The sequence below is a fragment of the Shouchella clausii genome, assembly GCF_002250115.1.
Lineage (GTDB): Bacteria > Bacillota > Bacilli > Bacillales > Bacillaceae_D > Shouchella > Shouchella clausii.
Genome location: NZ_CP019985.1, coordinates 93,288 through 107,322 on the forward strand (window position 1 = coordinate 93,288; position 14,035 = coordinate 107,322).

Genomic DNA, 14,035 nt, shown 5'->3' on the forward strand with positions numbered 1-14,035 from the left:
TGGTCAGCCAGTGTGATTGTCAGTCATTCCACAATTCAACGCGTGTGCGCACAAGTTCCGTGTATTCTTTTTCGGCTTCTTCGACGCCAGCTCCTTCAAGCTCGGCCATAAACTCATCCCAAACTTGATCAAATTCCTCTGGAGTTGCTAAAATCGCTTCAGGGACTTTGCGTTTGACAATATCCAGGCAACGCTGCATGATCACATTCAAATCGGAGGAAGAATCAACTGGAATATTGTAAGCAGCTCCCCATGGCTTAACTGGAAATTCGTCTTCTTGTGGGTATAAGTCTTTCCACATTTCAACGCCATAGTTGCTTAAAACTTCTTTTTCCACTTCTGTATAGGAATCGATGATTTGCTCTGTATTGGCGATTGTGAATGTTTGCCCTGTCGAGTCTTCCACACCATCGCCGTAAGCTGGAGCGAAGCCCTTTAAAACGCCAACGCCCGTTTCCTTCACGTAGTTGGCATTGTTATTCCGTTCCTCCATTTCTTCTGGAGGGATGACGCGTTTGCCATCGACGATTTCATAGTGTTCTCCTTCCAATCCCCAGTTTTGCAGGATTTGCCCTTCTTCTGAAGCGAGATAATCAAGAAATTGAATCGCTTTGACTGGGTCTTCATTATCGACGGAAATGCCGATGCCCCAGCCGCCAAGATACCCTGTATCTTGGAAATTAGGGTGCTTGTATTCTTCCGTTAACGTTACAGGATACATGCCGTACATCCGTTCATGTTTGCCTGCTTCTCGCAATGCCCTTTCCGCATCGTCGACTTGCCAATCGGCATCAATGAGCCCGAGCACACGCCCTGATGAGATTTTCTCTAAATATTGGTCGTATTTTTGCACGAAGCTTTCTGGGTCTAGTAAACCGCTGTCATTCATATGGTTCAGCCAGCGGAAATATTCCTTTTCTTCCGCGCGGCGGTAATGCATCGTCGCTTCATAGGTGTCCGGGTCAATATAGAACTCACCGTCATCTGGAGCTCCAGTTGCATAGAAAGCCGGATTTGTGGTCGATATCATAATCCGCCAATCATCAGCCAATAACGACAAACCGAGCGTCGGCTGGCCATCAATGGTCGGGTTTTCTTCCATATAAGCACGGATCGCGTCTTCAAAGTCTTTGACAGTACGAATGTCTGGATAACCGAGTTCTTTTACGACTTCATGCTGGAGCATAAAGCCGTTGCCAGGTTCCCAATACGTATGGTCGATTGGCGCAGTCGGCAAAATGTAAATGCTCTCGTCTTCTTCGCTCCATTTCAGGCGGTTAAAATAGTCGCCATACGCTTTCTTTAAATTCGGCCCGTGCTCTTCGATCAAGTCTGTCAAGTCAATAAAGGCGCCAGCGTTGACAAGTGTGCTCGCAGAGCCTTTTGGCAAAATGAAATCTGGGTAATCGCCACTCGCCGCCATTAAGGCAATTTTTTGCTCGCCTCCATTGACATCAAATTCAGGCTGCAACGTAACGCCTGTTTCTTCCATCACTTTTTGGCTTACAGGGCTTTCCATGTTGTCCCACTGGGAGTGAGGATCGGCGCTAAACAACGTAAAAGTAACCGGGCTATCGTCTGACTCATTGCTAGCATCATCGCTCGTGCACCCTGCCATTCCCAGTGCCACCATAACCGCTCCAGCGATGGTTGATGCCCTTACCACGCTTCTTTTCTCCATGTCTTCTTCCCCCTTTTTATCATTTAGCTTTTTACAGCACCGAGCGTCATGCCTTGGACGAAAAAGCGCTGTAAAAATGGGTAAACCAATAAAATCGGCACGACCGTCACCATGGAAATCGCCATTTTAATCGACTCAGGCGAGACCGTTTGTGCGGCTTGTTCGCCGCTTATGCTGCGGTAAGCGTTGGCATCGCCAGAACCGCCCATCGTCGTATTTTGCAAGATTTTCATCAGTTCATACTGCAATGTTGTCAAGTCTGGATTGCTGCCATTGTACAAATACGTATCAAACCAAGCATTCCACTGGCCAACTGCGACAAACAAGGCAATTGTCGCAAGCACGGGCGTACATAATGGCATGATAATGCGCCAAAAAATCGTAAAATCATTGGCGCCATCCATCTTCGCCGATTCCTGTAGGGAGTACGGCAGCCCGTCCATAAACGAGCGGACGATGATAATGTGAAACGCATTCACCATTCCAGGGAGAACATAGACCCAAAACGTGTTAATTAAGTTCAACTCTCTCATTAACATGTAGCCGGGAATTAATCCTCCTGTAAAATAAAGCGTCAACACTAGCGTCGTCGACACAAACTTTCGCCCTTGAAAATCGGCGCGGCTCAGTGTAAACGCAACCATGGCCGAAGAGAAAACGCCAAGCACAGTGCCAATGATCGTCCGCAACACCGAATTGATGAACCCTGTCACCAAATGGTCGTATTGGAAGATCGTTCGGTAATTCTCAAGCGTCCATTCCCGGGGCCAAATGTAAATGCCGCCTCGGACTGTGTCGGTTGAATCATTTAAAGAAATCGCCAGCACGTTTAAAAAAGGGTAAAGCGTTGCTAAAAACACGATCGTTAAAAAACAGTAATTGATGACATTAAATAACCCATCGCTTGTTAAAAAACGCATCGGCTTGCTATGATTCACTTCCCTCCCCCCTTACATGACACTTTGATTGGCATAGCGTTTGAATATGCCGTTTGCAATAAAAAGTAGAATAATCGCTACAAGCGAGTTGAAAATGCCGATCGCCGTCCCATAAGAAAAACGACTAAGGTTAATGCCATAATTTAACGCATACAAATCAAGTACTTCAGAATAGTTAACAACTGTCGGGTTTCCAAGCAAAAATTGCTTTTCAAAACCGATGGTCATTAAGCTGCCAATCGACAGAATGAGTACGACTAAAATCGTAGGGCGGATGCCTGGCAATGTAATATGCCAAATTTGTCGCCACCTGCTGGCGCCATCGACTTTTGCCGCCTCATAAAGCTGAGGATCGACTCCGGCCATTGCCGCCAAAAAGATGATCGAGTTCCAGCCCATTTCCTTCCACAAATCAGCAAGTGTGACAATAATCCAAAACCATTCGCCTTTCGTCATAAATTGGATCGGCTTATCAGCAGCCCCTGTCGCCACGAGAATTTCATTGACAATGCCTCCATCAACAGAAAGCATTTTTGTGACAATCCCAGCAACAACGACCCACGAGACAAAATGGGGCAAATACGAAACGGTTTGTACAGTCTTTTTAAACAATTTGGCCCGCGCCTCGTTTAACAGCACGGCAAATAAAATTGGAAATGTAAAACCGACAAGCAACCCTAAAATGCTCATGACTAATGTGTTCCGCAACACTAAGTAAAAGCGTTCATCTTGGAACAACTCAATGAAATGCTTGAGCCCTACCCAATCCTGTTCAAAAAAGGCCAGCCCTGGGCGATAATCTTGAAAGGCCATCGTCCAGCCAAACAACGGCAAATAATTAAATACAAACACCCAGGCGACAAACGGCAATGACATCGCATAAAGATACCGTTGCTGCAATACAGTTTGCCAAAAGGAGCGTTTTTGCCCTAAAGGCACAGCAGCGACTGAATGCGCTTTCTTTTTTGTGAGCTTCATTTCACCCCCGCCTCTCTGTCTTTCATCTTAGCTGGATTTCGATTTTGGAAATACCAACTAAATCCGACTAGAAATCAGGTCAAAATTGGAGTGTCTAGCCTTTCTTTCTGAATGCCGACGGCGACATTCCCGTGTATTTTTTAAACTTGCGGTGAAAATAATCGACATTGGGATAGCCTACTTTTTCTGCCGCTTCATATACTTTGCAGCCAGCGCGGAGCAGCTGTTTGCTTTTGTGAATCCGGACTTTATCCAAATACGTGTTAAAATAATCGCCTGTTTCTTGTTTAAACCGTTTGCCTAAATAGGCGCTGTTGTAGTTTAAAACGGCAGATATCGTCTCAAGCCGTAAATTCTCGTCATAGCGGCTATCGATCATGTCGATCATTTTTTTAACAGCGGCGTCGTTGCTGCGCACGTTTGTATTCGCAGCAAGCTCGTCGCACAAACAGAGAAGCACATGCCGCAACTGTAAAAAGTCTTCCGCTTCTTGGAGCTGTGCGGTGAAACGATAGCCTTTTTGCGCCCATTCTTTTGCCAACACATGGCTAGCGATTAAGCGTTGGATGACGTTCAGCGCCAATTCACTTGCTTTTGCTTTTAAAGAAGCCTCCTTCATACGCCGGGCTGCGACATCCGCTAAAAAATCGGAGACTGCCTGTTTGGCCGGCTCTTTCTCGCCAATATGGAGTGCCAAGTAGATGCGCTCTTCATAAAACGAAAGCGGCTTTTTCGCTAGTTGCTCGTCTTGAAGCACGGTCGGCAGCTCTGAAATCACACTGCCTTTATCCGCATAAAAGGCCAGTGAAAGGAGCTTTTTGGCAGCAGTATAGGAAGCTTGAATCGCAGACATTTTGTGGACGCACTTCCCTAATGCCCCATGGCGCATAGGCGCGAGCAAGTGAGACGCCCACTGCTGCAACTCGCTTTTCGTTAGCCCCTCTTGAAGATGGCAAATCAATAAGCCAGCGTCCCCGCCTTTGGCAAAAGGCACGGCGGTGTGGGGAATCTGTTCGGCTAAGTGCTCTAATGCGTCTCTCTCCCCAGCGTGTACCAAAAATATTTGGTACCGTGAGGCAGCAAGACCGAGGCGAGAGATGTCTACACTTTGCGGCAGCGCCTTTCCTTCCAACAGGTTGAGCAGAAGCCGTTCTTGCTCGATCCGTACACTTTGCTGGCGCAAGACATGCGCTTGCTTTCTTTGTTCCAATTTGTGAAAGACGATTTGCACATGCTCAATAAGCTCGTCTTCCTCTAAAGGCTTGAGCAAATACCCATCTACGCCGTGGCCAATCGCCTCTTGGGCGTAGTGAAAGTCGGCATGACCACTAAGCAATAAGAAAGGGACAGCTTCGTTTTCAGTGCGAATTTGCTTCAGCAAAGACAGCCCGTCCATTTGTGGCATTCGTATATCTGCGATGACCAAGTCAGGTTTATGGTGTTTGTATTTTTCAAGGGCATCTTTGCCATTGCATGCTAAGCTAGCCACTTCAAAGCCATAGTGTTTCCAGGGAATTAGATTTTTTACCCCTTCCCGAATCATCCATTCATCATCGGCAATCAACACTTTATACATGGCTTCCTTCCTCCTTCGGAATCAAAAAACGCACCGTTGTCCCTTCGCCTTGGCTGCTGCTGATCAGGAGGCCGTCAGTGCCGTACGTTTGTTTTAAGCGCTGATGGACATTGCGCAAACCAATCCGGTTTTCCGGCTTTTCAAAAGGGTCTTCGATCATCATACGAACTTCTTGCTGCCGTTGTGGCCCCATTCCGATCCCGTTATCGCTCACTTCAATCCATGTCCCATCTTCTGCCTGTTTGATGCAAATGTTCACATAGCCATCTGCCTCTTTGGCTTCAAGCCCATGGGAGACGGCGTTTTCGACGAGCGGTTGGATTGTGAGCGGAATCACAGCAACGTTATCGATTGTGACAGCATCGTCCATGTCATACGTTAACCGCTCGCCATAACGAAACGACTGTATTTCTAAATAGCTCCGCACCATTTCCAGTTCCTCCTTTAATGGAATCATGCTGCTGCCGACTTCTAAACTTTTTCGCAGCAGCTGCCCTAGGCGTTTGACCGCTTTCGCAATGTCCGTTTCATTGCTCATATGGGCGCGCATACGGATCGCCTCCAGCGTATTAAACAAAAAATGGGGATTCATTTGGCTCGCCATCATTTTAAATTTCATTTCATTTTGCTTCCGTTCAAGGGCTGTTTTCTGTTCATTGGCTTCGAGCACTTGGGCAATCGATTTGTTTAAGTCATCAATCATTTTGTTTAGCTGCAAAGAAATTTGGCCAATTTCATCTGTTCCATCGAGTGCAACTTTCGTTGTTAAATTGCCTTGTGCCACTTCTTTCATCGTCGCACTTAAACGCGAGAGCCTATTCACATAGCCCCATGAAAACCACACGATCAAAAATAACGAGAACGCAATGCCGAGCCCGGTAACAAGAATGCCAAAATAACTAAGTTTTTTCGCCGCGCCAACGATATCCTCGGTATGGATGATGGAGACAATCCGCAGTTGGTTTTGGCTAAGCTCGGGAAACAAACTTGTTTCCATTATGTGAATCGGCTCCCCATTTGCTTGGCCTTCGTAAAATCCATGCTTTCCTTTTCCCCGGTCTGTCACTACGACAAGCTCGTCCAGGTTTTCGCCAATGAATGACGGTTCAGACGACGAAATAATGGAATTCTGTTCATCGACAACGACCGTCTGGTGCGTTTCCTGTTGCATAATCGTTTCCAACAGGTCAGGGGCAATTGTAATAACGAGCAATCCGAATGTGCCGTATTCAATAAAATTAATCCGTTTCATTAAACTTAAATAGTAGCCGCCACCTTGCGTCTCATCTTGCAAATAAAACCATTGGTAAAAGCCTACATCCGCTTTTGCGATGTTGTACCAACTAGCCATTTGCGACCCTTCAACTGGTATAAACGTCCAGTTATTCAACAACGTTGGGTTATCCACATAAAGGCGGATCGTTTCAATTTCTGGGTGGTTTCCTTTATGGTAGGCAAAATCAGGGTAAGAGCGGTATGCTTGAAAGACAGAAAACGAGTGATCGTAGTCAGTGTTGACCAATTCGCTCAACCGTTCATCAAATTGCAAATGGTTCGCAACCATAATTGGCCCTTTTAGCACTTCATTGATTCGCTGTTTGACACGTTCGACATTCATGTCTGCCTGCTCCTGGGCATCCTTTATCGCATTGGCTTTTAATTCATTGGTTAAAAACAAGCCAACAACGGCAATTGGAATGACCACGCCAGACAGGAACATCAAAATAAGCTTATCCCGTATTTTGATTTGATTCAGTTTCGTCGAAACATATTGATGAAAAGCCTTCCTCATGTTGTCATCTCCTTTAAGCAAGCGCTTTCAATTGTGCCCTCATTATAACGTATGCCTAAAAAGCCGAATCCGCTATGATTGTCGATTCTTCGACAACAGTCAGACTGATGAATACACTTGTCAGACAAAGATGCGAGTAGACCGTAAGTCCAAAGTGCCAACGGTGACGGATGCGCCCCGTTTGGCTATCGTTGTTGTTCCTACTTCTACATTCAGTGTAGGACAAAGGCAAGGACGGCATATAGAGAAAAAATCAGTGCAAATTTCATGTTAAAATTATAGGTAACAACACAATACGATTGCCGGAAAAACGCCATGCCATCAAGACTTTTCCCCGGCCCTCTCGTCGTTTTGCTGCTTTTTGCCCTTAAGCCGCCTCATTGCGCATGACGGCAATCTCATGTACGATAATCCCGATTTCGAAAACGCTATCATATAAATGAGGTGAGACGATGAAATTCAGCAATGGCTGCTGGATGAACCGAGCAGGCTTTGAAATTCGATCTCCGCAAGAAGTATATGACATTCGCAAAACAGATTCAGAGGCAACACTGTATGGCCCATTCCAAAAAATCGCCCATCCAGGGATGACACTTGACGGCGGCATGATGACCGTCACTGTATCGGCCCCTATGAATGATGTGATTCGTGTCCATAGCGTCCACCACGGAGGCGGCATTGACAAGGGTCCCGATTTCCCTCTTTATACGGAAAAAGCAGACATTGCCTGCAAAGAAGACGAACAGTCCTTTTTTTTCCAAAGCGGCGACCTTCTGCTAACAGTCAATAAAAACGACTGGCGCTTCGCTTTTTCCCGAAAAGGCGAAGCCGTTACGACGAGCGAAAGGCAATGCTTAAGCCACATTATCGATGACAACGGGATCCCTTTTATGCGCGAACAACTGTCGCTTGACGTCGGTGAATACGTATACGGGCTCGGTGAACGGTTTACGCCGTTTGTCAAAAACGGCCAGTCTGTTGACATTTGGAACGAAGATGGCGGCACTGGCAGCGAGCAAGCTTACAAAAACATTCCGTTTTACGTGAGCAATAAAGGCTACGGCGTTTTTGTCAACCATCCAGAACGGGTATCTTTTGAAATCGCTTCAGAGAAAGTATCAAAAGCGCAATTTAGCGTTCCCGGCGAACAGCTTGAGTATTTCATTATTTCTGGTGACACGCTTAAAGATGTGCTCCGCACCTACACAACGCTCACCGGCAAGCCGCCACTGCTGCCAAAGTGGTCATTTGGCCTGTGGCTAAGCACGTCGTTTTTAACAAACTATGACGAAGAAACGGTCCATTCGTTTGTCGACGGCATGCAAGAACGGGACTTGCCCTTTGATGTTTTCCACTTTGACTGTTTATGGATGAAAGAGTTCGAATGGTGCAACTTCCAGTGGGATGAACGGACATTTCCAGACCCAAAAGGCATGCTTTCCCGTTTAAAAGAAAAAGGGCTAAACATTTGTGTATGGATCAACCCCTATATCGGCCAGAAATCACTGCTATTTGCCGAAGCCAAACAGAAAGGTTACTTGCTAAAGCGCCCTGACGGCAGCGTGTGGCAGTGGGACAAATGGCAGCCTGGCCTTGGCGTAGTTGACTTTACAAATGAAGAGGCAAAAACGTGGTATACAGACATGCTGGAAACGTTAATTGACATGGGCGTTGATAGCTTTAAAACCGATTTTGGCGAACGAATACCGACGGACGTCGTTTATGCAAATGGAGCTGACCCTCTGAAAATGCATAACTATTACACGCAACTGTATAACGAAACCGTTTACACATTGCTTGAAAAGCGCCTAGGAAAAAACAAAGCCGTCCTGTTTGCCCGCTCGGCAACGGTTGGCGGTCAGCAATTTCCAGTCCATTGGGGCGGCGATAGCTTTTCCACATACGCTTCCATGGCTGAGACGCTCCGTGGCGGCCTTTCACTTGGGTTAGCCGGCTTTGGCTATTGGAGCCACGACATTGGCGGATTTGAAACAGGCTCAACGCCTGATCTGTACAAGCGTTGGACGCAATTTGGCTTGCTGTCCTCCCATAGCCGCTACCATGGAAGCGGCGATTACAAAGTGCCATGGCTGTATGACGAGGAAGCGGTAGATGTCACACGGCTGTTTACGAAATTAAAAAACCGATTAATGCCTTATTTATTTGCCAAAGCCGTTGAAGCAAGCAAAGATGGCGTGCCAATGCTGCGGCCGATGCTGCTCGAATACCGAGATGACGAAACATGCCACACACTTGACCGCCAATACATGCTTGGCGACGGCCTGCTCGTCGCGCCGATTTTTAATGACACAGGAAACGTCCGCTATTACGCGCCAGCAGGCAAATGGACCAACCTCCTGACAAACGCGTTCATCGACGGCGGAAAATGGCATAGCGAACACCACAGTTACGAAACATTGCCACTGCTCGTCCGCGAAAACACGATTCTCCCTTTTGGAGCAGAAGAGCAAACAGCGGACTATAATTATACCGAAAATGTAGCCTTTCATTTATTCGAGATTAGCGATGAAGCAACGTGTACGATCCACGATGAAAACGGGACTGCTGCCGCTTCTGCCCGCGCCTCAAAAACAGGCAACACACTCGCATTGAGCGCAAGCGGCGTAACAGGAACATGTACTTGGCTACTGCGCAACGTCGACACCATTCTCTCCATAGATGGCGGGACGTGGACAACACATGAGCTTGGCGTCTTGGTAGTGGGCGAAGAAGTAAGCCTCACATTGTCTAATTAATAGAGTAGGAGGGGGCGACTAACCCCCGACCTCTCACACCACCGCACGTACGGTTCCGTATACGGCGGTTTCAGTTAAGTTTGACGAAGTGTATCATAACGTTCCATTAAGCTCTTGAGCCCTTGACTCTTCCAATAAGCAGAGTCGAGGGTTTTGTGTAAGATCGGACTTTTCGCGATTCGCCAATAGGCTTTTCGCGTATTGGCCCATTCCCACGCTTTTCCTATCCTGGCGCCAAGTGAGACGAGCTTCCGCTGTCTCGTTTTCGGTTTCTTCCATTCTTTCCAGCGGATCATTCGGAGGCGTCTCTTCACCCATGCGTCTAATTTCTGTAGGAAAGATGGCGTTTCGACTAACTGAAAGTAGCCTATCCATCCTATAAGAAACTGATTCAGTCTGCGAATTCGTTCTTCCATCTCAATCGAGTGGCGACGTGAGGTGAGTTCGCGAATGCGATCTTTACATCGTTTAAGGCTTGCGGGTGCGATTCGTATCTTTGGGTCTTGTCGGTTGCGCGTGAAGGTGAACCCCAGGAAGCTCCGCTCCCACGGGCGCCCCCATGCGCTCTTTTCCCGATTCACTTGAAGACGGAGACGATCCTCTAGGAACGTCGTCATCTTTGTTAGCGTTTGTTTTGCCGCCCGTCGTGACTTGACGTAAATCTGGCAGTCATCCGCGTAACGAACGAATCGGTAGCCTCGTTTCTCTAGTTCCTGATCCCACTCATCTAACACAATGTTGGAAAGAAGCGGACTGAGCGGTCCGCCTTGCGGCGTTCCTTCTGTACTCGGCTGAACCAGTCCGTTTTCCATAATCCCTGCTTGAAGGTAGCGTCTAATCAGACGCAACACTTGTCGATCTTGAATGATCTGGCTCAGACGTCTCATTAAGCGGTCATGATGGACGCGATCGAAGAACTTCGAGAGGTCAATGTCCACGACCCATCCGTACCCTTCTTGGATATACGTCTTCGCCTTTTTGACCGCGTCATGTCCCCGTTTTCCTGGACGAAACCCGTAGCTATTTTCGGAAAAGCTTGGGTCCATCTTCTTTGACAACACTTGAGCGATGGCTTGTTGGATCAGACGGTCAATCACCGTTGGAATGCCTAATGCCCTTACGCCTCCAGACGGTTTCGGGATTTCGACCCGTCTTACTGGCTGAGGAGAGTGGGTTCCTTCCATGATTGCCCTTCTCAAGGAGTCCCAGTTTTCCATGAGATAAGATCGGACGGATTTTGTCGTCATCCCATCGACACCAGGACTTCCTTTATTGGACTCCACGCGCTTGAGCGCTTGGAGGAGATTGTCTCTTGATAGAATCTGATCCAACATGTATTTCTACTCCTTCGTATAAGAGGGGTCTTCTTGTGTGGCTGTACGCTCCGCCCTCTCTCCAGCCCCCTGCGGGATTCACCGCTTCTTGCGGGAGAGTAGGTTCCGTAGATGTTTCTGCTTCAACACGTACAACGTTCGCCAAGTCCTCTTATTCCTTTCCTGATTCCGTCCTTCCATGTCTGTCTAGATCAGACATGTACTATGACTTCTGCTGACTTCTAATGTCTCAGCACCTGTTCACACAAGTGGTTACGGAACGTGTTCCGCACGATCACTAGATCTCCCCGGGTAAGCGCATGTCCTTCCCCTCCATGTCTCCGCCTCATTTACGCCTATCCCCTTTGGTCACTAGGACTTCGACTTGTCGTGCAGCCTCATCCAAGAATAAGCGCCTGATGAGATTCGTGTTCCTCGGAGCGGAGGTTTGCCTCGGACTTCCTTCAGATTCTGAGTCGCCCCAGACACCCTTGTCGTCGGCTAACAGTTACAGTGACCTTCACTGTTCGGGACTTCAACCCTATAGCCCATGCGCATGCCGGGCACACACATAAGAACGGGGCAGCGATCGCTGCCCCGTTCAAACTGATTTCCCTCTCTTATATTGCTGATCCACAAGTTGCCATCACCACAAATTTTTCTCTGTCGTCCTCGTCACCCAACTTCACTTATTCGTTCACTGCCGCCTTTTCCCACTTCTCTAAACAACCGTTTGCGAAAATGGAAGATGAGAAACATCAACGCTGTCATCACGAGCGCAAATGCGAAAATCACGAGCAATGTTATTTGCACGGAATAATGATCAAGCAAGCTTCCTGTTAGACGAGGCAACAACGCTCCGCCTAGTCCACCCATCGCAATTAACAAGCTCGTTGTCCGGTCTTCAAGCCCTGGTAGCCCTTCATTGACGACAAGCAATCCTAACGAAAAGATGCCTCCCATTAGCAACCCTGCGAAAAAGATGACGATAAAACTGATGATGTAATGGGGAGAAATTGCAAACAGTCCGAGCGTCGCTAACTGGCCAAAAACAGCAAGCAAAAACAAGGTCGCGACGTTTATTTTGCCGACGACAAAGACCATGATCATCCGGCCAATCGTCATCGCCCCCCAAAAGACGGTAATGCTAAGGGCAAGCACAGACGGGGAAAGGTCAGATGTCATTGCTAAAATCGAAGGCAAATAATTCGGGAACGTCATTTCGACGCCAACATAACAAAAGAAAAAGATTGAGCCAAATAAAACCAATGGCAGCGACGTTTTTGGATAACGAGCCTTTAATGGCCTCTCATCCCCATCAGCACCGGCAACGGCTTCTTTTGTTAGCAGCGGCTCATAGTCATCAAAACGGAGAAACAGCCATAAACAGAAACTAACCATCACAGCTGCACCGACGACTAAAAACACCATATTCCAATTTCCATTTGCAATCAATAGAGCGGAAAGGACGGGCACAGCAAGCGCGCCTACCCCGAAAAACACTTCTGTCAGCACCATAATCGAAGCCTTTTTTTCCTTCAACTTGCCAATAATTAAACCGGCAAGCACGGTCTCTGTAAGCCCTAACCCTGCACCTCCAAGGGGGATGACCGCAAGCAATACATTCCAAGGCAGCATCAAGAACAGCGACAATTGCGAGGCTGCAAACAACGCTAACGCCAACAGCAAAACGAGCCTGCGGCCAAGTACCTTTATAACAAGAGGCGCAAACAACACCCCTACTAAAAATCCAAGAAATTGGTTCATAATCAGCTGGCCGCCATCACGGTAATCAAGCTGATACGCATCCATCATTGGCTCTAGGACAGAACCGATAATAATATGGCCAAATCCAGCAAGCAAATACGCCAAACAAGCCATCCATACGAGTTTTCTCATCGTTTCCTCCGATTTCGTCTCTCATTCATACGCTTTCTCTTCTAGTCCTCTTAACACCATCGCCTTTAAGCCCCGCAAAAAATCAGCACCAAAACCGTCAGATACAATCACTTTCGGCGAGACTGGCATCGGATGATCGTGCTCGTGTGCTTGCCAAGCAGCTAGCAATTGTTCGTTGGTACAGCGATGTTGGTAAATAATGATTTTGTCAGGGGCAAGCACCGCATTAAGCAGTTGCAGCGTGTAGCAAACGACTTCAGTAAAACGCCTGCTTTCAAGCGGCTGGTACCAATCAACGTCAACAGGCAAAAATTTAATTTCTCCTGCCATCCCGTTTTTGCCTTTAAACAATTTGCCGTCTATATAAATGCCTAAACCAGGGGGGCGATGTGCTGGAAAAAAGAGGCCAATGACAGACTCCCCTTCATTTGGCGGATATTTTGTACAATAGCCGCTCAAGGCAGCATTAATGTCATTTTCCCACCATACTGGCAAAGCGCATCGCTGCTGGATCGTTTCCGTTAACCTCGCGCCAATTAGGTTTTCATGGCTGCTAACTTTCATTTCTCCATCAACTTGCTGGCCAGGAATCCCCATTCCAATCATTTTAATCGCCGGATAGGCCGCCCCATATTCATCGACAATGGCACAAATCTCGTCCACATCAAAATTGGCGACTGAATGTGTTTGTTTTTTCAAAGCATCGCCGTTTAAGTTAATCACCGATACGAGCACTTCTTCCTTATGCACATGAAGGATTACCAACAACGCCATGCAAACGTTGTAGTTGTAATGATACGTGACTGGCCGCCGGCCTCCCGTTGAATGAGCTGCCTTTCCTTCGTAAATTTCCCCTATTTGTATAAGCTCTTTTACAAGCGAAGCAATTGTCACAACACTTAACCCAGTCGCTTCCGCCAGTTGCGGTTTCGTCGCGCTTCCTGCTTGGCGCATGGCACGGCGCACATTGTCCAAATTGATTTCTTTGAGCAACTGCGTATGCGCTTTTCCCATAGGCACCTCCATCTCTATCTTTATAAATTAACTTTATAAAGTCACTTAATAAAGTAAGTATGGCTCAGCGTGGATTCACTGTCAAGAC

The 14,035-nt window shown here is 47.4% G+C and carries 9 protein-coding genes; 1 reads left to right on the forward strand and 8 read right to left on the reverse strand.

The genetic code is table 11. The annotated features are described in order from the left end of the window. Positions 1–19 precede the first annotated feature (19 nt). The 5 genes from BC8716_RS00450 to BC8716_RS00470 all read right to left on the reverse strand — a co-directional run bounded on the left by BC8716_RS00450 (position 20) and on the right by BC8716_RS00470 (position 6,965). Positions 20–1,681, reverse strand: coding sequence for an ABC transporter substrate-binding protein (locus tag BC8716_RS00450; protein WP_094423473.1), 1,662 nt, complete (start codon positions 1,679–1,681; stop codon positions 20–22). A 23-nt stretch (positions 1,682–1,704) separates the two neighbouring features. Continuing rightward, positions 1,705–2,601 carry a carbohydrate ABC transporter permease gene (locus BC8716_RS00455; protein WP_035202095.1) on the reverse strand — a complete coding sequence of 299 codons (897 nt, stop codon included), beginning with the start codon at positions 2,599–2,601 and terminating at the stop codon, positions 1,705–1,707. Positions 2,602–2,631: 30 nt separating this feature from the next. Next, complete coding sequence (locus BC8716_RS00460; protein ID WP_094423474.1) at positions 2,632–3,597, reverse strand: ABC transporter permease; 966 nt, start codon at positions 3,595–3,597, stop codon at positions 2,632–2,634. 94 nt (positions 3,598–3,691) lie between these two features. Continuing rightward, positions 3,692–5,173 carry a response regulator transcription factor gene (locus tag BC8716_RS00465; protein WP_094423475.1) on the reverse strand — a complete coding sequence of 494 codons (1,482 nt, stop codon included), beginning with the start codon at positions 5,171–5,173 and terminating at the stop codon, positions 3,692–3,694. Beyond that, a complete protein-coding gene (locus tag BC8716_RS00470; RefSeq protein WP_094423476.1) occupies positions 5,166–6,965 on the reverse strand; it encodes a sensor histidine kinase in 1,800 nt (599 codons plus the stop codon). Before BC8716_RS00470 ends, BC8716_RS00465 begins: the two co-directional genes overlap by 8 nt. A 452-nt stretch (positions 6,966–7,417) precedes the next feature. On the opposite strand from BC8716_RS00470, the gene yicI reads away from it, so the two are divergent. After that, positions 7,418–9,721: an alpha-xylosidase gene (yicI, locus tag BC8716_RS00475; RefSeq protein ID WP_094423477.1), complete on the forward strand. Its 2,304-nt coding sequence runs from the start codon at positions 7,418–7,420 to the stop codon at positions 9,719–9,721. Between the two features lie 74 nt (positions 9,722–9,795). Here the strand turns inward: yicI and ltrA are convergent, their stop codons facing one another. From ltrA to BC8716_RS00490, 3 genes are all read right to left on the reverse strand, one after another. Further along, positions 9,796–11,055, reverse strand: a complete 1,260-nt coding sequence (gene ltrA, locus BC8716_RS00480) for a group II intron reverse transcriptase/maturase (RefSeq protein WP_094423478.1) — start codon at positions 11,053–11,055, stop codon at positions 9,796–9,798. Between the two features lie 654 nt (positions 11,056–11,709). Then, positions 11,710–12,933 carry an MFS transporter gene (locus tag BC8716_RS00485; RefSeq protein ID WP_094423479.1) on the reverse strand — a complete coding sequence of 408 codons (1,224 nt, stop codon included), beginning with the start codon at positions 12,931–12,933 and terminating at the stop codon, positions 11,710–11,712. 21 nt (positions 12,934–12,954) lie between these two features. Next, a complete protein-coding gene (locus BC8716_RS00490; RefSeq protein ID WP_157730317.1) occupies positions 12,955–13,947 on the reverse strand; it encodes an ROK family protein in 993 nt (330 codons plus the stop codon). Positions 13,948–14,035: the final 88 nt, after the last annotated feature.